Origin of the sequence: Sodalis sp. RH19, from assembly GCF_047324215.1 — a bacterium.
GTDB lineage: Bacteria > Pseudomonadota > Gammaproteobacteria > Enterobacterales > Enterobacteriaceae > Acerihabitans.
The window spans coordinates 3,561,097-3,584,119 of the sequence record NZ_CP178734.1; the positions used below are offsets into that span (position 1 = coordinate 3,561,097).

General features: G+C 58.9%; 17 protein-coding genes. 2 read left to right on the forward strand and 15 right to left on the reverse strand.

The annotated features are described in order from the left end of the window. Positions 1-66: 66 nt before the first annotated feature. The 3 genes from carB to dapB form a co-directional block, all read right to left on the reverse strand. The gene (gene carB / locus ACL2XF_RS16140; RefSeq protein WP_413727162.1) at positions 67-3,291 is read right to left on the reverse strand and encodes a carbamoyl-phosphate synthase large subunit; all 3,225 of its coding nucleotides are present in this window, start codon (positions 3,289-3,291) and stop codon (positions 67-69) included. A 14-nt stretch (positions 3,292-3,305) separates the two neighbouring features. After that, on the reverse strand, positions 3,306-4,454 hold the full coding sequence (carA, locus tag ACL2XF_RS16145) for a glutamine-hydrolyzing carbamoyl-phosphate synthase small subunit (RefSeq protein ID WP_410016457.1): 1,149 nt from the start codon (positions 4,452-4,454) through the stop codon (positions 3,306-3,308). Between the two features lie 466 nt (positions 4,455-4,920). Then, on the reverse strand, positions 4,921-5,742 hold the full coding sequence (gene dapB, locus ACL2XF_RS16150; protein ID WP_413727163.1) for a 4-hydroxy-tetrahydrodipicolinate reductase: 822 nt from the start codon (positions 5,740-5,742) through the stop codon (positions 4,921-4,923). 264 nt (positions 5,743-6,006) lie between these two features. Between dapB and ACL2XF_RS16155 the strand changes: the two genes are divergently transcribed. After that, on the forward strand, positions 6,007-6,897 hold the full coding sequence (locus tag ACL2XF_RS16155; RefSeq protein ID WP_413722119.1) for an SMP-30/gluconolactonase/LRE family protein: 891 nt from the start codon (positions 6,007-6,009) through the stop codon (positions 6,895-6,897). Positions 6,898-7,102: 205 nt separating this feature from the next. Here ACL2XF_RS16155 and ispH read toward each other — a convergent pair whose 3' ends face one another. Genes ispH through ribF form a run of 5 tightly spaced genes read right to left on the reverse strand, consistent with a single transcriptional unit; the run spans position 7,103 to position 12,803 of the window. Then, on the reverse strand, positions 7,103-8,053 hold the full coding sequence (gene ispH, locus ACL2XF_RS16160) for a 4-hydroxy-3-methylbut-2-enyl diphosphate reductase (RefSeq protein ID WP_410016460.1): 951 nt from the start codon (positions 8,051-8,053) through the stop codon (positions 7,103-7,105). After that, a complete protein-coding gene (fkpB, locus tag ACL2XF_RS16165) occupies positions 8,034-8,504 on the reverse strand; it encodes an FKBP-type peptidyl-prolyl cis-trans isomerase (RefSeq protein ID WP_410016461.1) in 471 nt (156 codons plus the stop codon). The genes ispH and fkpB overlap by 20 nt, the downstream gene beginning before the upstream one ends. 5 nt (positions 8,505-8,509) lie before the next feature. After that, a complete protein-coding gene (gene lspA / locus ACL2XF_RS16170) occupies positions 8,510-9,016 on the reverse strand; it encodes a signal peptidase II (protein ID WP_410016462.1) in 507 nt (168 codons plus the stop codon). Continuing rightward, on the reverse strand, positions 9,016-11,832 hold the full coding sequence (gene ileS / locus ACL2XF_RS16175) for an isoleucine--tRNA ligase (RefSeq protein ID WP_413727164.1): 2,817 nt from the start codon (positions 11,830-11,832) through the stop codon (positions 9,016-9,018). The genes lspA and ileS overlap by 1 nt, the downstream gene beginning before the upstream one ends. Before the next feature lie 32 nt (positions 11,833-11,864). Then, positions 11,865-12,803 (reverse strand): bifunctional riboflavin kinase/FAD synthetase, encoded by a 939-nt coding sequence (ribF, locus tag ACL2XF_RS16180; RefSeq protein ID WP_413727165.1) that lies wholly within the window; start codon positions 12,801-12,803, stop codon positions 11,865-11,867. A gap of 398 nt (positions 12,804-13,201) precedes the next feature. Between ribF and rpsT the strand changes: the two genes are divergently transcribed. After that, positions 13,202-13,465, forward strand: a complete 264-nt coding sequence (rpsT, locus tag ACL2XF_RS16185) for a 30S ribosomal protein S20 (RefSeq protein WP_162364018.1) — start codon at positions 13,202-13,204, stop codon at positions 13,463-13,465. A gap of 135 nt (positions 13,466-13,600) precedes the next feature. On the opposite strand, the gene nhaA is transcribed toward rpsT, so the two are convergent. The 7 genes from nhaA to tal all read right to left on the reverse strand — a co-directional run bounded on the left by nhaA (position 13,601) and on the right by tal (position 22,901). Next, entirely contained in the window at positions 13,601-14,824 is a 1,224-nt protein-coding gene (gene nhaA, locus ACL2XF_RS16190; protein ID WP_413727166.1) for a Na+/H+ antiporter NhaA, read from the reverse strand. Positions 14,825-15,003: 179 nt separating this feature from the next. After that, a complete protein-coding gene (locus ACL2XF_RS16195) occupies positions 15,004-16,104 on the reverse strand; it encodes a catalase family protein (RefSeq protein WP_413727167.1) in 1,101 nt (366 codons plus the stop codon). 169 nt (positions 16,105-16,273) lie between these two features. Beyond that, on the reverse strand, positions 16,274-17,410 hold the full coding sequence (gene dnaJ, locus ACL2XF_RS16200; protein WP_413722114.1) for a molecular chaperone DnaJ: 1,137 nt from the start codon (positions 17,408-17,410) through the stop codon (positions 16,274-16,276). A 109-nt stretch (positions 17,411-17,519) separates the two neighbouring features. Beyond that, positions 17,520-19,439 carry a molecular chaperone DnaK gene (gene dnaK / locus ACL2XF_RS16205; protein ID WP_410016468.1) on the reverse strand — a complete coding sequence of 640 codons (1,920 nt, stop codon included), beginning with the start codon at positions 19,437-19,439 and terminating at the stop codon, positions 17,520-17,522. A gap of 327 nt (positions 19,440-19,766) precedes the next feature. Further along, positions 19,767-21,077, reverse strand: coding sequence for an MFS transporter (locus ACL2XF_RS16210; protein ID WP_413728823.1), 1,311 nt, complete (start codon positions 21,075-21,077; stop codon positions 19,767-19,769). Positions 21,078-21,205: 128 nt separating this feature from the next. Next, entirely contained in the window at positions 21,206-21,793 is a 588-nt protein-coding gene (mog, locus tag ACL2XF_RS16215) for a molybdopterin adenylyltransferase (RefSeq protein ID WP_410016469.1), read from the reverse strand. A 154-nt stretch (positions 21,794-21,947) separates the two neighbouring features. Further along, on the reverse strand, positions 21,948-22,901 hold the full coding sequence (gene tal, locus ACL2XF_RS16220; protein ID WP_410016470.1) for a transaldolase: 954 nt from the start codon (positions 22,899-22,901) through the stop codon (positions 21,948-21,950). Positions 22,902-23,023: the final 122 nt, after the last annotated feature.

Consider the following 23,023-nt stretch of genomic DNA (forward strand, 5'->3'; position numbering starts at 1 on the left):
CACGGATAAGCGTATTTTGCCGCCGTATCCCGGCCACGCGCCTGGCCAGGATATGGCGATATGCCGCTATCCCTTCAGCATCGCATGCATTTCCTGAACTGAAATCACGCGTTCGGTGGGGTCCGAGTTTAGCGCCATGGCGGTGGCGAAGCCGCCGTTCATGGTGGTGTCGTAGTGCACTTTATACTGCAGCGCGCTGCGGCGGATAAGCTTCGAGTCCGCGATTGCCTGGCGTCCGGCGGTGGTATTGACGATATAGGTATATTCGCCGTTTTTAATGCGGTCCTGGATATGCGGCCGCCCTTCATGCACTTTATTCACCAGCCGGGGATTGATTCCCGCTTCGCCCAATATCACCGCGGTGCCGTGCGTGGCATCCAGTTCAAAGCCGTGCTTGAGCAGTTTCGCCGCCAAATCCACTACCCGGCCCTTGTCGCCGGCGCGCACCGACAGCAGCGCCCGGCCGGATTTTTTCATGCGGGACTGGCTGCCGAGCATGGCTTTGGCGAAGGCTTCGGCAAAGGTGCGGCCCACGCCCATCACCTCGCCGGTGGAGCGCATTTCCGGCCCCAGGATGGGGTCGACGCCGGGGAATTTATTAAACGGCAGCACCACTTCCTTGACCGAGTAATACGGCGGGATAACCTCTTGGGTAATGCCCTGGTCGGCCAGCGATTGCCCCACCATCACCCGGGCGGCAACCTTCGCCAGCGGCACGCCGGTGGCTTTGGAAACAAACGGCACCGTACGCGCGGCGCGCGGATTGACCTCGATCAGATAGACTTCATTGGCCTTAACCGCGAACTGCACGTTCATCAGCCCGCGCACCCGCAGTTCAAACGCCAGTTGCTCGACCTGCCGGCGCATCACGTCCTGTATTTCCTGGCTAAGGGTATAGGCCGGCAGCGAACAGGCTGAATCGCCGGAGTGCACGCCTGCCTGCTCGATATGTTCCATAATGCCGCCAATCAGCACCTGCTGGCCGTCGCAGATGGCGTCCACGTCCACTTCCACCGCGTCGTCAAGGAAACGGTCCAGCAGCACCGGCGCGTCATTGGAGACGCTGACGGCGGTCTGGAAGTAGCGCAGCAAATCGACATCGTCGTTGACGATTTCCATCGCCCTGCCGCCCAGTACATAGGAAGGACGCACCACCAGCGGATAACCGATGGTCGCCGCCTTCTCCACCGCCTGGTCGATGGTGGTCACCGTGGCGTTGGCCGGCTGCTTGAGTCCCAGGCGTTCCACCGCCTGCTGGAAGCGCTCGCGATCTTCGGCGCGGTCAATGGAATCGGGGCTGGTGCCGATAATCGGCACGCCCGCCGCTTCAAGCTCCCGGGCCAGTTTAAGTGGGGTCTGGCCGCCATACTGGACAATCACCCCTTTCGGCTGCTCGATGCGCACGATTTCCAGCACATCTTCAAGCGTAACGGGTTCAAAATAAAGGCGATCGGACGTGTCGTAATCGGTGGAGACCGTCTCCGGGTTACAGTTGACCATAATGGTCTCGTAACCGTCCTCGCGCAGCGCCAGCGAGGCGTGGACGCAGCAGTAGTCGAACTCGATGCCCTGGCCGATACGGTTTGGCCCGCCGCCCAGCACCATGATTTTTTCCCGGTCGCGGCTGGGATTGGATTCGCACTCTTCGTCATAGGTGGAGTACATGTAGGCGGTATCGGTGGCGAATTCCGCGGCGCAGGTATCGACCCGTTTATAGACCGGATGCAGGTTGTACTCTTCGCGCAGTTTGCGAATCTCCCCCTCCGACACGCCGGCAAGCGTCGCCAGGCGGGCATCGGCAAAGCCCTTGCGCTTCAGCTGGCGCAGGAATTCGGCGTCCAGCGCGCCGACGCCCTTCTCCGCCACCACGTTTTCAAGCGTGACCAGCTCTTCTATCTGCACCAGGAACCAGCGGTCGATATTGGTCAGGTTAAAGACGCCGTCCACCGACAGCCCGGCGCGGAAAGCATCGGCGATATACCAGATGCGATCGCAGCCGGCGTCTTTGAGTTCGCGGCGGATCTTGGTCAGCGCTTCCGGGTCGTCCAGGCTGACCTTGGGGTCAAAACCGGTGACGCCCACCTCCAGACCGCGCAGGGCTTTTTGCAGCGATTCCTGTTGCGTGCGGCCGATGGCCATCACCTCGCCCACCGACTTCATCTGCGTGGTCAGGCGGTCATTGGCGCCGGCGAACTTCTCGAAGTTAAAGCGCGGAATTTTCGTGACGACGTAGTCAATGGACGGCTCGAACGAGGCGGGCGTGCGTCCGCCGGTGATATCGTTCATCAGTTCATCGAGGGTATACCCCACCGCCAACTTGGCGGCCACCTTGGCAATCGGGAAACCGGTGGCCTTGGAGGCCAGGGCCGAGGAGCGGGAAACCCGCGGGTTCATTTCGATGATAATCAGCCGGCCGTTTTTAGGGTTTACCGAAAACTGCACGTTCGAGCCGCCGGTTTCCACGCCGATTTCACGCAATACCGCCATCGAGGCGTTACGCATGATTTGGTATTCTTTATCGGTCAGGGTTTGCGCCGGCGCCACGGTAATGGAATCGCCGGTATGGATGCCCATGGCGTCAATATTTTCAATCGAGCACACGATGATGCAGTTATCGTTTTTATCGCGCACCACCTCCATCTCGTACTCTTTCCAGCCAATCAGCGACTCATCGATCAGCAGCTCGGTGGTGGGTGACAGATCGAGGCCGCGTTCGCAGATTTCCTCGAACTCCTCGCGGTTGTAGGCAATGCCGCCGCCCGACCCGCCCATGGTAAACGACGGACGGATAATGCAGGGGAAACCCACGTCCGCCGCCACCGCCAGCGCCTCTTCCATATTGTGGGCAAAACCGGAGCGCGCGGTCTCAAGACCGATTTTTTTCATCGCCTTATCAAAACGCTGCCGGTCTTCCGCTTTGTCGATGGCATCGGCGGTGGCGCCAATCATGGTGACGCCGAACTCCGCCAGAACACCTTCGCGCTCCAGGTCCAGCGCGCAGTTCAGCGCGGTTTGCCCGCCCATGGTCGGCAGGATGGCGTCGGGGCGTTCTTTTTCGATGATTTTACGCACCACTTCCCAATGGATAGGCTCGATATAAGTGGCATCCGCCATATCGGGATCGGTCATGATGGTGGCCGGGTTGGAGTTCACCAGCACCACGCGGTAGCCTTCCTCACGCAGGGCCTTGCACGCCTGCGCGCCGGAGTAATCGAACTCGCACGCCTGGCCGATGACAATCGGGCCGGCGCCCAGAATCAGGATACTGGATATATCTGTACGTTTTGGCATGGTCTTGCTCCTGATTATTTTGCCTGGGAACGGTAAGTCTTGATCAACTCGATAAAATGGTCGAACAGCGGCGCGGCGTCATGCGGGCCGGGGCTGGCTTCCGGATGCCCCTGGAAACAGAACGCCGGCTTATCCGTGCGGTGCAATCCCTGTAACGAACCGTCGAACAGCGAGGTATGCGTGACGCGCAGATTCGCCGGCAGCGTGGTTTCATCCACCGCAAAACCGTGGTTCTGGGCGGTAATCATGACCCGGTTGGCGTCAATATCCTTTACCGGGTGGTTGCCGCCGTGGTGGCCGAACTTCATTTTGACGGTCTTGGCGCCGCTGGCCAGGGCCAGCAGTTGGTGGCCGAGACAGATGCCGAAGATCGGCGTCTCGGTCTCGAGAAAGGTTTTGATGGCGGCGATGGCGTAATCGCAGGGTTCGGGATCGCCCGGGCCGTTGGCGAGGAAGATGCCGTCGGGATCCATCGCCAGGACGACGTCGGCCGGCGTCTGCGCCGGCACCACCGTCAGGCGGCAGCCGCGATCCACCAGCATACGCATGATATTGCGTTTGATGCCGAAATCGTACGCCACCACATGGTAGGGCAGCGCGTCCGGCGCGGCCGGCGCAGGCAGGCCGGCATGCAATGCCCAACTGCCCTGGGTCCAGCTGTATTGCTCGGCGGTGCTGACTTCCCTGGCCAGATCCATGCCCTTCAGTCCCGGGAATTCGCGCGCTTTTTGCAAGGCCAGCGCCGCGTCAGGCGCGTCGCCGGCGATAATGCAGCCGTTCTGGGCGCCTTTTTCGCGCAATAGGCGGGTAAGTTTGCGGGTATCGATATCGGCGATACCGACGATATTATTTTGCTTGAGGTAGTCCGACAGGGAACCGGTACTGCGAAAATTACTGGCTATAAGCGGCAAATCGCGTATGACCAACCCTTGGGCCTGGATGCGGGACGATTCTTCATCTGCTTCGTTGGTGCCGACATTGCCGATATGGGGATAAGTGAGAGTAACGATTTGGCGGGAATAGGAAGGATCGGTGAGGATTTCTTGATAGCCGGTCATCGATGTATTGAAGACCACTTCCCCCACTGCCGTTCCCGCTGCCCCAATGGCCCGACCGTGGAATTGGGTTCCGTCTTCCAGAACCAACAGCGCTGACTTTATCAAAACACCCTCCAAGGAATATTCAGTCATTGTATTTGCATATTAATTCAGATTTAACGATCTTAATCAATGCAAAAAACACCTTCAAGGTAGATTTTCGGCAAATTGGGCGCATTTTAATGATGAGCTGGTCATTTGTCCACCCCGGGCTGATGTTTTTTACTAAATAATGGCAATTAAGCCGGTTACACACCTTGAAACCGCTAAAAAGCACTCATTTAGGGCATGAGTAACCGGTTGCGTGGCCAGAAATTTGTTAAAAGGAACCGGCGCAGGCGCGAAAGCGCAATAATCAGCCCAGAATGGCAATCATCAAGAAAAATAACCGCTGAAAGCCAAACTTAAAGCCATTTGGCCCTCCATTTCCATTGAAAACGATTTTTTAAGAGATAATTCCAATAAAATAAAATTATCTCTATTTAATCATAGTGATAAAATGGCAGACTTCAGGTGGCAGTAAAAAATAGAGTTATAAACTTGCCAGATCCAGCACATCCGCCATGGTATAAAGGCCCGCTTTCTGCGCTTTCAGCCATATTGCCGCCCTGACCGCGCCATTGGCAAAGGTCATGCGGCTGGAAGCCTTATGGGTAATCTCAATACGTTCGCCGTTATCGGCAAACATCGCGGTATGTTCGCCGACAATGTCCCCGGCGCGTATGGCGGCGAAGCCGATGGAATGGGGCACACGCTCGCCGGTATGGCCCTCGCGACTGTATACGGCGCAGTCCTTGAGGTTGCGGCCCAGCGCCCCGGCGATGGTTTCCCCCATGGCAAGCGCGGTGCCAGAAGGCGCGTCCACCTTGTGACGGTGGTGCGCCTCGATGATCTCGATGTCGCAATAGTCGCCCATAACCCTGGCGGCCTTATCCAGTAATTTCAGCATAACGTTGACCCCCACGCTGAAATTAGCGGCAAAGACAATGCCGATCTGCCCGGCGGCTTGCCCGATTCGCGCCTTCTGCCCCTCGTCAAAACCGGTAGTGCCGATAATCATGCCTTTGCCATGCAGCCGACAAAATTCCATATGCGTCAGGGTGCCTTCCGGCCGGGTAAAATCGATAAAGATATCAAAGTCATCTTTAATGGCTTCCAGGCTGTCGCCGACCCTTATCCCCAACGCGCCTTGCCCGGCCAACTCCCCCGCGTCCGCGCCAATCAGGCTTGAGCCGGCGCGCTCGAGCGCCGCCCCCAGGCACGCCTGTTCCGATTGCAGTACCGCCTGGATCAGTTGGCGGCCCATACGGCCGCCCGCACCGGCGATGGCGATGCGAACTGGTGTTACGCTCATAGACACTCTCTGTTGGTTGGCATGATAAAATCAGTTTAGGGTAACCGCCGTCCCGGATTGCCGCCAGCGGATTTCCCCTGGAATTAGCATTATATGTCAGAAGCCGGCTTTCATCAGTCACGGCAATGGACCGGGCCGGGTGCGGCCGCAGCGCGGGAGAAATGAATGTTTATTCATCTCCCGGCCGGTGCCGGGCGCGGATGATCCGGCGCGAAGCGGCTATACTGGATATCTACAGCCGAACACTCGCCACGGAGAGACAGGATGAGTCCTTTTTTTACCTCAACAATCCAGGCCATTGGGGATTATCGCGCCGCCCTGGGCGAAACGCCGGTCTGGTGCAGCCGTAGCCAATCGCTGCTGTGGGTAGATATTTTGCAACAGCGCCTGTTGCGCTATTGGCCCTCCCGGGGATGCGTCGAACAGCGCCGGTTGGATTGTCTGTTCAGCGCGGCGCTGCCGACCGAGCGGGAAGAGCAGTTCCTGATCGTGGCGCAGCAGGGCATACTGCTTTATCACTATGAAAAGAGCAGCGCCGGCCGGGATACCCCACGCCTTGAGCTCCTGTGCCCCTACCCGGCCGACGCCGCCGGCACCCGGCCAAACGAGGCGGCCATCGCCCCCGACGGCTCATTATGGTTCAGCACCATGGACCTGGCGGAAGAGCGTCCTATCGGCGGCTGGTACCGCTTTGCCGCCGGCGAAGCGCGGCCGCGGAGCATGATGGGCCATGTCACCATCCCCAATACCCTGGCGTGGCATGGCGACCGGGTGTGGTTTGCCGACAGCGCCGAAAAGCGGTTTTACGCCAGCGACGCCGCCGCCATCAATACCGCCCGCCTGCGGGTATTCGATGCCGGAGACAAGACCCCCGACGGTTCGGCGCTGACCGCGGCCGGAGAACTGATCAACGCGCGCTTCGGCCATGGCTGCCTGAGCCGCTACGCCATCGGCGATGGCGAACTGACGCTAATCGAGGATCTGCCGTTACCGGTACGCCAACCGAGCTGCTGTGCTTTCGGCGGCCCCGGGCGTAATGAATTATTTATCACCAGCGCCGGCAAAAATCTCGATCCTCCCGGCGCGCTCGACGGCGCGTTGCTGCATGTTTATACCAGCGCCGTCGGCGCCCCGGAATACCGGTTCAGACTGTAGAACAGGGATAAAAAACCGGCACATCCCATTGAATACGATCAATTTGACTGCCGCCAAATTGATCGATCGCCAAAAGGGATTTGAAGCCCCTCTCTTGCACGTCCTGGGGCACGATAAGAACAGGTTTACCGCGTCGCCGCATCAAACCGCCGCGGGCGACTGGAAATGTCATTTACAGGGCATGCGGCGCAAGCAAAAGCCGGTCTTACTCCACCACCCTCACATTCACCCGCAGCTCCTTCGGCACCTCGAACACAATATTCTCCTCGCGCCCGATCAGTTCCTCCGCCCCCTCGCCACCGAGCCCCTGCAGACGCGCAATCACCTCCCGCACCAGAATATCCGGCGCGGAAGCGCCGGCGGTTACCCCGATGGTATCGATACCCTGCAGCCAGCTTTCCTGGATATCCGCCGCGGTATCGATAAGATAGGCCGGTTTGCCCACCCGCTGGGCCAGCTCGGCCAGCCGGTTGGAGTTAGACGAGTTTTTCGAGCCGACCACCAGCACCACGTCAGCATCGGCGGCCAGCTCGCGCACCGCTTCCTGGCGGTTGGTGGTGGCATAACAGATATCGTCTTTACGCGGTCCGATAATCAACGGAAACCGTTCGCGCAGCGCGTCGATAACATCCGAGGTATCGTCCACCGACAGCGTGGTCTGGGTCATAAAGCACAGGTTGGCATCGTCCTTCACCCGCAGTTTCCAGACATCCTTGGGCGACTCCACCAGGTACATGCCGCCGTTGGGGTTATTGTATTGCCCCATGGTGCCCTCGACCTCCGGATGCCCGGCGTGACCAATCAAAATGGCTTCCGTTCCTTTACGGCTGGCGCGCGCCACTTCCATATGCACCTTGGTCACCAGCGGGCAGGTCGCGTCGAATACCGTCAAATCGCGGTTTTTCGCCTCGGCGCGCACCGCCTGCGATACGCCGTGGGCCGAGAAAATCAGGATAGAGCCGTCGGGCACTTCGTCGATTTGCTCGATAAAAATGGCGCCGCTGGCGCGCAGCGACTCCACCACATAGCGGTTGTGCACCACTTCGTGACGCACGTAGATCGGCGCGCCGTAAATCTCCAGCGCGCGTTCGACAATACTGATGGCCCGGTCGACACCGGCGCAAAAACCCCGCGGGTTAGCCAGTAAGATGCGCATGTTTATCCTCCTGCTGCGGATCAATTGCCAATACGTCGATATCGAAATAGACCGTGCGGCCCGCCAGCGGATGGTTAAAATCCACGGTGATCGACTCCTCGGCCACGTCACGAATCAATCCGGGCATTTCATTACCGCTGATGGCGGTAAACAGCATAATGGTGCCCACGTCGGGCACGCCGGTTTCGATAAAATCCCGGCGGGAAAAAAACTGGATCAAATCCGGATTAACCGGCCCGAACGCCGACTCCGGCGCCAGGGAAAACGATTTTTTATCCCCCACGCGCAGCCCGAGCAACGACTGTTCAAGGGCCGGTGAAAGGCTATCATCGCCAAGACGGAACAGCGCCGGTTTATTTTCGCGCCGGGTGGATTCGGCAATGGTGCCATCCTCGAGTTTAAGGTCGAAATGCACCAGCACCGCGCTGTCGGACTGCACCTGTTCGGACATGCCGCTTAACCTTTCTGCTTAGCCGTTTTATCGGCCGGATGCATAAACCCTTCCAGCACGATCAGGAGTGCGCCGATACAAATGGCCGAATCCGCCACGTTGAAGGTGGGGAAGTGCCAGTCACCGACATAAAAATCAATGAAATCGATGACCACGCCATGCACCAGGCGGTCAAAGAGATTGCCCAGCGCGCCGCCGATAATCAAGGCGTAGGCGCAATTGGTCATTCTTTGGCGGCTGTCTGAACGGTACATTAATATCATCAACGCCACGGCGATGACCAGGGCGATAATGGCAAACATCCAACGCTGCCATCCCCCTTTATCGGCCAGAAAACTGAACGCCGCGCCATAGTTGTGGGCATAAAAAATGTTAAAAAACGGGATCAGCGGCAACGTCTCATGCAACATAAAATGCTGCATGATCAACTGCTTGCTGCCCAGGTCGATAATCAGTACGACCAGCGCCAGCCAAAGCCAGCGCAGACCGGTGGATGCTAAGGATTTACTCATCAGACAAATTTACGCTCTTCGCCCGGGCCGGCCACGTTAGTGACGCAACGCCCGCAAATTTCGGGATGCCCGGCGTCAGCGCCGATATCGGTTTCAAAATGCCAGCAACGCGGGCATTTTTCACCATCGGCCTTAGCCAGGGCGATTTTAAGGCCCTTCAATCCTTCGCACTGCTGGGCATCCTCTCCCGCCGCGCTGTAATCAGCCACATCGGCGCGCGAAGTCAGCAGGGCAAAATACAACTCTTCACCCAGCGCCCCCAGCGTTTTCGCCAGGGCCGGTTCGGCATACAGGGTGACCCGGGCCTCCAGCGACCCGCCGATGATTTTATCGGCGCGGGCCTGCTCAAGCACTTTGTTCACTTCGCCGCGCACCTTCAACACCTGTTCCCAGTAAGCGTCGTTCATGGTTTCACCGGCGTCCAGTCCGAACAACCCTTCATACCACTCTTCGATGAAGACATACTGGGCGCGTTCACCCGGCATGAAGCCCCAGATCTCATCGGCGGTAAAAGACAGGATCGGCGCCATCCAGCGCACCAGCGCTTCGGCGATATGGTACAGCGCGGTCTGGCAACTGCGGCGGGCGATACTGTCGGCCTGGGTGGTGTACTGGCGATCTTTGATGATATCCAGGTAAAAAGACCCCATTTCCACCGAGCAGAACTGCATCATGCGCTGCACGACGTTATGGAAGTCATAGCTGTCGTAGGCGGCGATGATTTCCGCCTGCGCCGCCTGCGCCCGGCCCACGGCCCAGCGATCCAGCACCACCATCTCCTGCGGCTTGACGCTGTGCAGCGCCGGGTCGAACCCATTCAGGTTGGCCAGCAGGAACCGCGCGGTATTGCGAATACGCCGGTACGCGTCGGCGGAGCGCTTAAGGATCTCGTCGGAGACCGCCATTTCACCGGTATAATCGGTGGAAGCCACCCACAGACGCAGGATGTCCCCGCCGAGTTTATCCATCACCTGCTGCGGGCTGACCACGTTGCCGATGGATTTGGACATTTTACGCCCCTGCCCGTCGACGGTAAAACCGTGGGTCAGCACCTGGCGATAGGGCGCCTGGCCTTTGATGGCGGTGGAAATCATCAGCGACGACATAAACCAGCCGCGATGCTGGTCGGAACCTTCCAGGTACATATCCGGCTCGTGGCCGCCGAATTCCGGACGGACCGCTACCACGGACGAGTGCGTCGAACCGGAGTCGAACCACACGTCCAGGGTATCCGGCACTTTGGTATACTCGGCCGCCTCAGCCCCGAGGATAGCGGCGGGATCCAGATCCCACCAGGCCTGGATGCCGTCTTTCTCGACCCGTTTGGCCACTTCTTCCATCAACTCCAGCGTGCGCGGATGGAGCTCCTCGGTATCCTTATGGACAAACAGCGACATCGGCACGCCCCAGGTGCGCTGGCGCGAGATACACCAGTCGGGACGATTGGCCACCATATTTTCGATGCGCGCCTGTCCCCAGCCCGGGATCCACTGCACTTCCCTGATTTCTTCCAGGGAACGTTTGCGCAGCCCTTTCTGATCCATGCTGATAAACCACTGCGGCGTGGCGCGGAAAATGATGGGGGTCTTATGACGCCAGCAGTGCGGATAGCTGTGCACCAGCTTTTCCACATGCACCAGCGCGCCGTGCGCGCGCAATAATTCGACCACCACATCGTTGGCCTTGAACACCTGCAGCCCGTCGAGATCCGGATAGGTCCCCGGCAGGTAGCACCCGTCCGGCCCCACCGGATTGGCGACCTCCAGGCCGTATTGCTGGCCGATGACATAATCGTCCGGGCCATGGCCGGGCGCGGTATGCACCGCGCCGGTACCGGCTTCCAGCGTCACATGCTGACCCAGGATCGCCGGCACGTCGAAGCCCATAAACGGGTGGCGAAAGCGCAGCAGTTCCAGCGCGCCGCCTTTACAACTGCCCAGCACGGTCCATTGGGCGATACCCGCACGCTGCATTACGCTTGCCACCAGGTCGGCGGCCAGTATCCAGTTTTGCCCGTCCACCGCGACCAGCTGATACTCGAAGTCCGGATGGACCGAAATCGCCCGGTTGGCCGGCAGGGTCCAGGGCGTGGTGGTCCAGATCACCAGCGACACCGGCCCGGCAACCCCGCTCACGCCGAATTTTGCCGCCACGGCGTCGGCGTCGACCGCCTGGAAAGCCACGTCGATGGAGGGCGAGGTGCGATCGTAATACTCGACTTCCGCCTCAGCCAGCGCGGAACGGCAGTCGATACACCAATGCACCGGCTTGGCGCCTTTATGCAGATGGCCGTTGGCGATGATTTTGCCGAGCGAACGGATAATATTGGCTTCGGTGCCGAAATCCATCGTCAGGTAAGGATGATCCCATTCGCCCAGCACGCCCAGGCGGATAAAATCTTTTTTCTGGCCTTCCACTTGCTCGGCGGCATATTTGCGGCAGGCGGCGCGGAATTCCGCGGCGCTGACCTTTTCGCCCGGCTTGCCGATCATCTGTTCAACTTTCAGCTCAATCGGCAGGCCGTGGCAATCCCAGCCCGGCACATAGGGGGAGTCATAGCCCATCAAGCCTTTGGACTTGATAATAATGTCTTTGAGAATCTTGTTAACCGAGTGACCGATATGGATACTGCCGTTGGCATACGGAGGGCCGTCATGCAGGATAAAGGTTTTCTTGCCTTTTTTAGCGTTACGGATAATCCCGTACAGGTCCTGTTCATACCAGCGTTGCAGCATGCCAGGCTCGCGCTTGGCCAGATCGCCGCGCATCGGGAACCCTGTGTCCGGCAAATTCAGGGTGTTTTTGTAATCACTCATTCGATTCTCGGTTCCGTTTTCGGTTAGAGCGTTTAGAGGGGTGCCGTCAGTCCGAAGAATTCCCGGCCGTTCACCACATCATTCGCGATTTGCCGCTTTAGCTCATCAAGGGAGGCAAACCGTTGTTCATTGCGCAGTTTTGCGCGTATCACCACTTCTATATGGCGGCCATAAAGATCCTGCGCCATATCCATTAAATGCACTTCAAGCCGCGGACGAAGCCCCGCCACCGTCGGGCGGGTGCCGATATTGGCCACACCGGGCAACGGCTGCGCCGCCAGTCCGCCGACCTCCACCGCATAGACCCCGTTAATGGGCGCTGGACGGCCCTTTAAGGAGACGTTGGCCGTGGGGAAGCCAAGGGTGCGGCCCAGCTCGTCGCCGTGCTCCACGCGCCCGGAAATACGGTAAGGATGGCCAAGGAGCATCTCGGCGACAACCAACTGGTCGTTGCAAAGCGCCTCCCGTACCGCCGTGCTGCTGATACGCTTACCGCCCTCCGTATACGTGGCGGTGCTCATGACATCAAAGCCCGCCGCGATACCCGCCTGCTGCAAAAAGGCGAAATTGCCCCGCCGCCCGGCGCCGAAGCGAAAATCGTCGCCGACGCAAAGAAACCTGACGCCGAGCTTTTTCACCAGCAGCTCCGCGACAAACGACTCGGCGCCGATGGCCGCGAACCGCGTATCGAAGGTTACGCACAATACTACGTCTACCCCGGCCTGGGCCAGGTACTTCACTTTATCCCGCAGGCGGGTCAACCGCGCCGGTGCGTCCCGGCCGGCAAAATGTTCCTGCGGCTGGGGCTCGAATATCATTACCATTACCGGCAAGCCGCGTTTGCGGCCTTCGGTCTGCAATTGTGCAATCAACGCCTGATGCCCACGATGGAAACCATCAAAATTGCCAATAGTGAGCACGCACCCTTGGGGACGCGCCTGCAGGTTATGTAAACCGCGAATAAGCTTCATAGCAGGCTCAAGACTGAGGAAATCGGCGGATTATACCTTGTACAGCCGCTAAGGTTAACCCGCGAATCCAATCTTTGACAGTAACGACGGTGAAAGTCATGCTTATTTTGCCCGACCAGGGTTTTTTCGCAGGTTATTCTGCCGGACAGGACATTTCCCCGCCCGGCCGACGGGCGCCGCGCCGCGAATTGGTTTGTTTATTACAGATAATCGCTTTTTTATCGTCTAAGGCTGTATTCCGCGCGCTGAAACTGGTAGAATCCTGCGCCATCACATTGTAACAGGCGTTGCGTAGTCAAGCGGCGCTTATTTGCACAAATCCATTGACAAAAGAAGGCCGAAAGGGCATATTCCTCGGCCTTTGAATTGTCTCATAGAACATGTTTGGGAGTTGGACCTTGGCTAATATCAAATCAGCTAAGAAACGCGCCGTACAGTCTGAGAAGCGTCGTCAGCACAATGCCAGCCGTCGCTCTATGATGCGTACTTTTATCAAAAAAGTATACGCGGCTATCGATGCAGGTGATAAAGATGCAGCGCAGAATGCTTTTTCTGCCATGCAACCCATTGTGGACCGTCAGGCCAGTAAAGGTTTGATCCACAAAAACAAAGCAGCGCGTCATAAATCTAATCTGACCGCGCGTATCAACGCAATGCAGTAAGATCTGTTCTTACGTTGGTGTTTTGTTAAAAAAACCGGCTTCGGCCGGTTTTTTTGCATCTGGCGTTTGCCTCCGGTTCTTCAGCGCCGCGCTTGGCGTTGATGGCGTAGCGTTGCGCGGCGCTGACCTGTTTGGTCAGGAGCGGGCCGGGGCGGGCTTATGCATCGGCAGCGCCAGGCGCAGCGATATATAGCCCAAGATCGCCGCCACCACCGAACCGGACAGAATGCCGAGCTTGGCATAGGTTATACTGTCCGGACTCACCCCCGGCGCGCCGAACGCCAGCCCGGCGATAAAGATCGACATGGTAAAGCCGATACCGCACAGCACCGCGGCGGCGGCAATCTGGTTAAAGACCACGCCGTCGGGCAGCCGGGCCAATCCCAGCCTGATGGATGCAAAACAAAACAGCAGGATGCCCAGCGGCTTACCCAGCACCAGCCCCACGGCAATGCCGGCCGGCAGCACCGACAACAGGCTGGCGGGGGTTAGCCCATGCAGACCGACGCCGGCGTTGGCGAAGGCAAACAGCGGCAGGATAAGATAAACCACCCAGGGCTGAATATAGTGCTCAAGCACCAGGGCGGGAGAATACGCCTGGGTCTGCGGCGCTGAGGCCGGGGCCCCAGGCCGTGACGGCAAACGCAGGGGGATCAGGGCGCCGAGTATCACCCCGGCGAGAGTGGCATGAATGCCCGATAACAGCACGCAGCCCCACAGCACCGCGCCGGCCAGCAGATAAAGTCCGATATGATGCACATTGCTGCGGTTCATCATCACCAGCACCGCAATCGTCGCCGCCACGCCCGCCAGGGCGATTAACGACAAATCGTGATTGTAGAATACCGCGATAATTACGATGGCGCCTAAATCGTCAATAATTGCCAGCGCCAGTAAAAAAGCCTTTAAACTGGCGGGCACCCGTTTTCCCAACAGCGCCATCACGCCTACCGCAAACGCGATATCCGTGGCGGTGGGAATAGCCCAGCCGGCATGATTGGCCGGCGTGTTCCAGTTAATCAGCGTATAGATAATCGCCGGGGCTATCATGCCGCCCAGCGCGGCAATGGCGGGGAACGCCGCCTGGCTGCGGCTGGCGAGCGCGCCTTCCATCAGTTCGCGCTTCACCTCCAGCCCGATCATCAAAAAGAAAATCGCCATCAAGCCGTCGTTGATCAAAAAAAGCAGCGTCAATGGCGAGGCGTGGCCGGCGGAGGCGCCCTGGGGAAAATAAATCAGCGCTTCATAGGCCGCCTGCGCCGGCGTGTTGGCCATGATCAGCGCAATTAACGCGGCTAAAATCAACAATACGCCGCCCGAGGCTTCGTGATTTAACCAGCGGTGAATAAGAGAAGACACAATATATCCTTGAAGTGCGCATAATTGATTTATTGTGCGGGATGGCGGGAGCCAGGTAAATAAAAACCCAACATCGCCGGCGCGTTATTTAGCGCGGCTCGCAAAAATACCCCGGCGGCCGGGCTGGAGGATTGACCGCCGGTTTACCCGCCGCCGCGGCGCGCCGGTAATGCGGATGTTTAGCACGCCGGGGGCTGGCGCGGCTCGTGCACCGGACATTGATTCAGGTCGCTGCGCTGCGCCACCGACACCGGGTACGCCAGCCGGCGCGCCCGCATAATGTCGCCCAGCGGCCGATGGGCGGTGACGCCATGCCAGGGCTGGAAGGAAAGACCGTCGTCCATGGCACGGGAGCGCCCGGGCGACCAGCTTTGCTGCGGCTCGACAATAATCGACGCCAACGGCAGGTAGGGATTATCCTGCTCGGGCCAGGCCACCGAGGCATCTTCAACGGGATTTTCCGCCAAATCCCGGCACAGCTGCGCCCTGAGGGTCCAGGCGCCGCCCTCCCGCGCCAGGATGCGCACCACCTCCTCCCGCAGCGCGTCCCGCCGTCCGGCCAGCGCGAACGCCTTGCCCGCCAGCGCCAGGAAATTGGCCGATTCCGGCACCACGTCCAGTTTGGCGATATAATCACCGAAGCGGCTGGCTACCTGGGTAAAGTAGCGATCCCCCAGCGGATTGGTGAGCGGATAGCCGCCCAGGGCTTGCAGCAATCCGGTGTTGACGTCCAGCGTCTTCAGGGCGCGCACCAGCGGGCGCAGGACGGCGGATAAGGCTGCTTTGGCCCACTCCGCCCGACCGGTGGTCGCGGCCAGCAGTTTCAGGTTTTTCAGGAACGCCCGGCTGTCCGCTGCGGTAAAGGCGGGTCCCGTAGCCAGTAAAAAATCCTGGGTCAGGTCGTTTTCCGACCCGGGCAACCGTTCCCCTGCTACATCCAGCACCTTGATCGCCAGGCCACGCGGCAGGGAAACCCCGTCGCGCAACACGTCGCCGGGGATGGTCGAAATACGCAGCAGCACGTCATAGCTACGCGGCCTGGCAAAAATACCCTGGGCCAGCTCAGGCGCCAGGGAGCTGTGCACAACCAGCCGGCCTTGCAGCAGGGCGTGGCTTTTGGCATGGACGCCGCGCTGGGCATGGCCCAAATCACGGTGTGTCTTGCCGATGATGTGCTTAAATACGTCGGCGATTTGCCGATGGGTCTGCTCTTCGTCGGGTCGGTACGTCTCTACGGACGGCGTGAAGGGGACTGCCGGGCGGAGTGCGGCACGGGCCATGGCGTCTATCTCCAGAGAATTATTCCCCCTAAATTATAGCGGCCATTATCGATGTCGTACCGGCAACAGCGCTTAAGCAGGAGAAAGCCTCGGGTGGACAGGCAAAGGCCAAAAAAAATCCCCGGCCGCTGGGCCGGGGATCGAAAGACACCGCCGATGGCGCAAAAATTCAGCGCGTCAGGTCGTCAAAAAACTTCTTCACGCCGTCCAGAAAGCTTTTGGAACGCGGGCTGTTCTGATCGCCGCTCGGGCCGCCAAAACTCTCTTCCAGTTCACGCAGCAGCTGTTTCTGTTTTTCGTTAAGCTTCACCGGCGTTTCGACCACCACGCGGCACAGCAAATCGCCCTGGTTGCCGCCGCGTACCGATTTCACCCCTTTGCCGCGCATACGGAACAGCTTGCCGGTTTGCGTTTCCGCAGGCACCTTCAGCTTCACCCGGCCGTCAAGCGTGGGAACTTCGATCTCGCCGCCCAGCGCCGCCATGGCGAAGTTAATCGGCACTTCGCAAAACAGGTTATTGTCTTCACGTTCAAAGATGGGGTGCTGACGCACCTGAACCTGTACGTACAGATCCCCCGCCGGCGCGCCCTGCTCGCCCGCTTCGCCTTCGCCCGACAGACGGATGCGATCGCCGGTATCGACGCCCGCCGGAATTTTCACCGACAGCGTCTTGGCCTTTTCAATACGACCGTGGCCGTGGCATTTGTGGCACGGTTCCTTGATAATCTTGCCGTGTCCCTGACAGGTGGGACAGGCCTGCTGCACCGCAAAAAAACCCTGGCGCATCTGCACCTGGCCTGCGCCATGGCAGGTAGGACAGGTAACGGGGGAAGTGCCGGGCTTGGCGCCGCTGCCATGGCAGACGTCGCATTCCTCAAGCGTCGGGATGCGGATTTCCTTGGTTACGCCACGGACCGCTTCCTCGAGGGTAAGCTCCATATTGTAGCGAAGATCCGACCCACGGCTGGCGCGCTGGCGGCGCCCGCCGCCAAAGATATCGCCGAAGACGTCGCCGAAGATATCGGTAAAGTCCGCGCCGCCGGCGGCGCCGCCGCCATAACCACCGCCCATGCCGCCCTGTTCGAAGGCGGCGTGGCCGTATTGATCATACGCGGCGCGCTTTTGCGCGTCGGTCAGGATTTCATAGGCTTCTTTCGCTTCTTTGAACTTTGCTTCGGCGTCAGCATTCCCTGGGTTACGATCCGGGTGGAATTTCATTGCCAGGCGTTTGTAGGCCTTTTTGATTTCACGCTCTTCCGCATCTTTGGAAAGGCCTAAAATCTCGTAATAGTCTTTTTTCGCCATTGTCTCTTCCTGCCCTCAACATGCTTGCACGGGCGTAAGGTTTCCCCGACGCCCGTGCCTGTTGCCAGCCACGGCATTACTCACCGTGGCTGTGCCCGCTCAAGGGCGATTATTTTTTATCTTTAACTTCTTCAAATTCGGCGTCGACAACGTCGTCATCCTTTTTGCCCGCATTGGCTTCAGCGCCAGCTTCCGCCGCGCCGGCCTGAGCCGCCTGCTGCTGCGCCACTTCCAGCAGCTTGCCGGAAACCTGGATCAGCGCCTGCATCTTGGCTTCGATCTCAGCCTTATCCTCGCCTTTCAGCGCGGTTTCCAACGCGCTCAGCGCGGATTCGATGGCCGTTTTGTCATCGGCGGGCAGTTTGTCGCCGGCTTCTTCCAACTGCTTGCGGGTGCTGTGCAGCTGATGGTCGGCCTGGTTACGGGTCTGCACCAGTTCCTCGAACTTGCGGTCGGATTCTGCGTTGGCTTCCGCTTCACGCACCATTTTCTGGATTTCATCCTCGGTCAAACCGGACGACGCCTTAATGGTGATTTTCTGTTCACGGCCGCTGTTCTTATCCTTGGCGGACACATGCAGGATGCCGTCGGCGTCGATATCGAAGGTGACTTCGATTTGCGGCGTACCGCGCATGGCGGGGGCAATCCCGTCCAGGTTGAACTGGCCCAGGGATTTATTATCCGCGGCGCGTTTACGTTCACCCTGCAGCACGTGGATGGTCACCGCGGACTGGTTGTCTTCCGCCGTGGAGAACACCTGGCTATGCTTGGTCGGTACGGTGGTGTTCTTGGCGATCAGCGGCGTCATGACCCCACCCATGGTTTCAATGCCCAGCGACAGCGGGCTGACGTCCAGCAACAGCACGTCCTTCACGTCGCCGGCCAGCACCCCGCCCTGCACCGCGGCGCCGATAGCCACGGCTTCATCCGGGTTAACGTCTTTACGCGGTTCCTTACCGAAGAAATCGGTAACGGTCTTCTGCACCAGCGGCATACGGGTCTGGCCGCCCACCAGGATAACGTCCTTGATATCGCCGACCGACAGTCCGGCGTCTTTCAGCGCCATCTTCAGCGGGTCCATGGTGCGTTTTACCAGGTCTTCAACCAGCGATTCCAGTTTGGCGCGGGTCACCTTGATGTTCATATGTTTCGGACCGGTGGCGTCCGCCGTGATGTACGGCAGGTTCACGTCGGTCTGCTGCGCGGAGGACAGCTCGATCTTGGCCTTTTCAGCGGATTCCTTCAGACGCTGCATGGCCAGCGGATCGTTGCGCAGATCGATGCCCTGGTCTTTCTTGAACTCATCCACCAGGTAATTGATCAGGCGGCTGTCGAAGTCTTCGCCACCCAAATGGGTGTCGCCGTTGGTCGCCAGCACTTCAAAGGTTTTTTCACCGTCCACGTCATCGATTTCGATGATGGAAATATCGAAGGTACCGCCGCCCAGGTCATAGACCGCGATGGTGCGGTTGCCCGTTTCTTTATCCAGGCCGTAAGCCAGCGCCGCGGCGGTAGGTTCGTTAATAATACGTTTAACTTCAAGGCCCGCGATACGGCCGGCGTCTTTGGTCGCCTGGCGCTGGGCGTCGTTAAAGTAGGCCGGCACGGTAATAACCGCTTCGGTAACCGGCTCACCCAGATAATCTTCCGCGGTCTTCTTCATCTTTTTCAGGATTTCAGCGGACACCTGCGGCGGGGCCATTTTCTGGCCTTTCACGTCCAGCCAGGCGTCGCCGTTGTCGGAAGCGATAATTTTATACGGCATGATATTTTTATCACGCTGTACTTCTTCATCCTCAAAACGACGTCCGATCAAACGCTTGATGGCGAACAACGTGTTCTGCGGGTTCGTAACGGACTGACGTTTAGCTGGCTGGCCAACCAGAATTTCACCGTCCTGCGTGTAAGCAATAATGGAAGGGGTAGTACGATCGCCTTCGCTGTTTTCAAGCACCCGAGGTTTGGAGCCTTCAATAATTGCGATACAAGAGTTGGTCGTACCCAAGTCGATACCAATAATTTTACCCATCTAAACATCTCCACTAAAAAGTCATATTCGTTGTGGTCGTAAACCTGATATGTGGCCGGTTAACTTTTTTTCAAGCTAGCGACACGTTTTTGTCAGCAGGTTAAACAACGTTGGTTGCAAATAAGATGGGGTCACCGCGCCGCGCATCAAGGGGGAGCAGGAAAAAAAAAGCGTTCTGCGCGCTCCCGCCGGCCCCGGGCGCCGCGCATCGCTGAGCGGCTGGCGCGCAGTCCTTTGATATAAAGGGCATTTTTATAAAAATGACTAAATCGTTCCCAAAAGTGCCATGACAAACAGGAACCTATTTATTTCACGCCGCACGTAAAATCAGGCGATGGAATTCAATCCACCGGTTAGCGGCGGCTTATGCCGCAGTCCGGACGGCAGGCAAATGCCGAGCAACACCCCCATTACCGATAGCCCGAGCACATACCAGGAAGGCGCCATCGGCGAGATGCGCATCAGCATGGTGACCATCACCGGGGTCAGTCCGCCAAAAATGGCGTACGCCACATTATAGGAAAACGAAATACCGCTGAACCGCACCGGCGAGGGAAACGCATGGACCATAACATAAGGCACGCCGCCCACCACGCCGACGCTCAGGCCGGCCAGCGCATAGGTGATGTACAGCGGCAACGGCCGATCCGCGCCGGTGTGGTAAAACAGCCAGCTGAAGACGCCCAGCATCACGCAGCCGGTGATAAAGGTTTTGCCCGCGCCCACGCGGTCGATGACGGCGCCGGTTATCACGCAGCCCACGGCCAGCGCGATAATCGCCGCGCAGTTGGCCTTGAGCGCCAGGGACGGGGTAGCGCCCATTTGCTGCTGCAGCCACAGGGGCGCCATCAGGATCACCACCACGATGCCGGCGGAGAGCAGCCAGGTCAGCAGCATGGAAATCAGCACCGCTTTTTTATGGTTCATCACCACGGATTTCAGCGGCAGTTCCTGCGCCAGCGCTTTGCGGATCTGCATCTCGATAAACACCGGGGTCTCACGCAGCCAGCGCCGCAGGTACATGGCGACCAGTCCGAAGAAGCCGCCGAGGAAAAAAGGAATGCGCCAGCCCCCCTGGAGCACGCCCTGCGGCGTCATGAAGGTGTTTAATAAGGTGGCGACAAAGGATCCTAATAAAATGCCGATGGTCAGGCCGGCGGTTAACGTGCCGCAGGCGAACCCGATGCGCTTGTGGGGCACATGTTCGGCGACGAAGACCCAGGCGCCCGGCACTTCGCCGCCGATGGCCGCGCCCTGCAGGATGCGCAGCGCCAGTAACAGCAGCGGCGCGGTGATGCCGAGGGTTTCATAAGTGGGCAGCAGGCCCATCATCAGCGTCGGCAGCGCCATCAGCAGAATGGACAGGCTGAACATTTTTTTCCGGCCGGCTTTATCGCCGAAATGCGCCATGATAATGCCGCCCAGCGGCCGGGCCAGGTAACCGGCGGCAAAAATACCGAAGGTCTGCAATTGCCGCAGCCACTCCGGCAAATCCGGCGGGAAGAACAGTTTTCCCATCACCCCGGCAAAGAACACGAAGATAATAAAGTCGTAAAATTCCAGCGCGCCGCCCAGGGCGGCAAGCGACAGGGTTTTGTAATCCTGTCGGTTTAATCGGCGTTGCGGGTCGGCAGGCATAGTCATTCGCGTCGGGCCAGAGAGAAAAAAGAAAAAAATATAGCATACAACGTAAAGGTAATCTTACTGCGCGGAAATATAATTTCACACCCTGGGGCGGCGTTTACCGCCGCCGCCGCGCGCCGCGGTTACTCCGGGTCGGGGCGCCGGGCGTTTTTGGGACGAAACGCCGCCACGATCGCGGGATCGGTCTCGATATAAGGCCCTTCCAGCAGTTGAATGCAATAAGGGATGCTGGCGAAGATGCCGTGCACCACCACGTTCCCCTGCGCGTCCCTGACGCCCGCCAGCGTTTCCTGGATAGCCCTGGGCTGGCCCGGCAGATTCAGGATCAGCGCCTGTTTGCGGATCACCCCCATTTGCCGGGACAGGATAGCCGTGGGCACAAAATGCAGGCTGATCTGGCGCATTTGCTCGCCAAACCCGGGCATTTCGCGATCCGCTATCGCCCGCGTGGCATCCGGCGTGACATCACGCCGCGCCGGGCCGGTGCCGCCGGTGGTCAGCACCAGATGGCAACCCATTTCATCCACCAGCTCGCGCAGAGTTTGCTCAATCAGCGGCTGCTCGTCGGGCACCAGCCGTGTTTCCAGCGTAAAAGGTGAAATCAGCGCCTGCCGTAACCAGGATTCCAGCGCGGGGATGCCCTGATCCTGGTAGACGCCGTTGGCCGCGCGATCGGATATGGATACCAGGCCAATACGGCAAATTTGCATAGAACGTCCTCCGGTCGACATGATTTTTCCATAATAGCAATTTAACGGCGAAGCGCCGTGCGCACAAATAAAAACGGCCCGTTACCTACGGGCCGCCATGGCGCTGATAAACGGGTCCCGCGCCGGCTTGCCTGCCCGGCCGGGGCCACGGTGATTACAGCAGGTCTTTAATCATCGCTTCCAGCTTTTCCTGGTCGACGGCGAACTTGCGGATCCCGTCCGCCAGTTTGTCCACCGCCATAGGATCCAAGTTGTGCTGCCAGAGGAATTCAGCCTCGGTCAGTTTGGCCGGACGCGGCTTGATCTCGCCCGTATAGGAAAGTTTACGCTCAAGGGTGCCTTCGGTGGCGGCCAGCTCTTTCAGCAGCGGCGGCGCGATGGTCAGGCGATCGCAACCGGCGAGTTCAATAATCTCGCCCACGTTGCGGAAGCTGGCGCCCATTACCACGGTGTCATAACCGTGTTCTTTGTAGTAACGGTAGATTTCCGTCACGGAAATCACGCCCGGATCCTGCTCCGGGGAAAACTCCTTGCGTTCGCCGTTGGCTTTGTGCCAGTCAAGGATGCGGCCGACGAAAGGCGAAATCAGGTAGGCCCCGGCCTCGGCGCAGGCGCGGGCCTGGGCGAAGGAAAACAGCAGCGTCAGGTTACAGTTGATGCCGGCCTTTTCCAGTTGCTCGGCAGCGCGGATACCCTGCCAGGTCGAGGCCAGCTTAATCAGGATGCGATCGTTGCCGATGCCGGCGTCGTTGTAGAGTTTAATCAGGCTTTTGGCTTTGGCGACGCTTGCCTCGGTGTCATAGGACAGTCGGGCGTCGACTTCCGTGGAAACGCGCCCCGGCACCAGCTTAAGAATTTCCAGCCCGATGTTGACCGCCAGTTTATCGGTGGCGTATTTGACCTGTTCCGCCGCGTCCCGGCTTTGATCACGCGCCCAGGCAACCGCCTGGTCGATATAGCCGCGGTATTCGGGAATCTGCGCCGCGTTCAGGATCAATGAAGGGTTGGTGGTTGCATCCTGGGGCTGATACAGTTTAATGGCGGTGATATCACCGGTATCAGCGACAACGGAGGTCATCTTGCGTAGGGCACTAAGTTTATCTGTCATGGTGGAATATCTCATTGTGAAGGGTGTGCATATCTTATGGCGTTGCACTGCCTTTTTTGATAATACCACGCGCAAGCATGGGTGCAAGCGAGGCGCCAGCGTAATGGCACCGCCCCGGCGGC

Bases quoted from the DNA above. Each gene is read 5' to 3' on its own strand.
- dnaJ (WP_413722114.1), bottom strand. From the start codon at position 17,410: ATGGCGAAAAAAGACTATTACGAGATTTTAGGCCTTTCCAAAGATGCG.
- dapB (WP_413727163.1), bottom strand. From the start codon at position 5,742: ATGAGCGTAACACCAGTTCGCATCGCCATCGCCGGTGCGGGCGGCCGT.
- carB (WP_413727162.1), bottom strand. From the start codon at position 3,291: ATGCCAAAACGTACAGATATATCCAGTATCCTGATTCTGGGCGCCGGC.
- lspA (WP_410016462.1), bottom strand. From the start codon at position 9,016: ATGAGTAAATCCTTAGCATCCACCGGTCTGCGCTGGCTTTGGCTGGCG.
- ispH (WP_410016460.1), bottom strand. From the start codon at position 8,053: ATGCGCATCTTACTGGCTAACCCGCGGGGTTTTTGCGCCGGTGTCGAC.
- ACL2XF_RS16210 (WP_413728823.1), bottom strand. From the start codon at position 21,077: ATGCCTGCCGACCCGCAACGCCGATTAAACCGACAGGATTACAAAACC.
- fkpB (WP_410016461.1), bottom strand. From the start codon at position 8,504: ATGTCCGAACAGGTGCAGTCCGACAGCGCGGTGCTGGTGCATTTCGAC.
- tal (WP_410016470.1), bottom strand. From the start codon at position 22,901: ATGACAGATAAACTTAGTGCCCTACGCAAGATGACCTCCGTTGTCGCT.
- mog (WP_410016469.1), bottom strand. From the start codon at position 21,793: ATGCAAATTTGCCGTATTGGCCTGGTATCCATATCCGATCGCGCGGCC.
- ileS (WP_413727164.1), bottom strand. From the start codon at position 11,832: ATGAGTGATTACAAAAACACCCTGAATTTGCCGGACACAGGGTTCCCG.
- dnaK (WP_410016468.1), bottom strand. From the start codon at position 19,439: ATGGGTAAAATTATTGGTATCGACTTGGGTACGACCAACTCTTGTATC.
- ACL2XF_RS16195 (WP_413727167.1), bottom strand. From the start codon at position 16,104: ATGGCCCGTGCCGCACTCCGCCCGGCAGTCCCCTTCACGCCGTCCGTA.
- ribF (WP_413727165.1), bottom strand. From the start codon at position 12,803: ATGAAGCTTATTCGCGGTTTACATAACCTGCAGGCGCGTCCCCAAGGG.
- ACL2XF_RS16155 (WP_413722119.1), top strand. From the start codon at position 6,007: ATGAGTCCTTTTTTTACCTCAACAATCCAGGCCATTGGGGATTATCGC.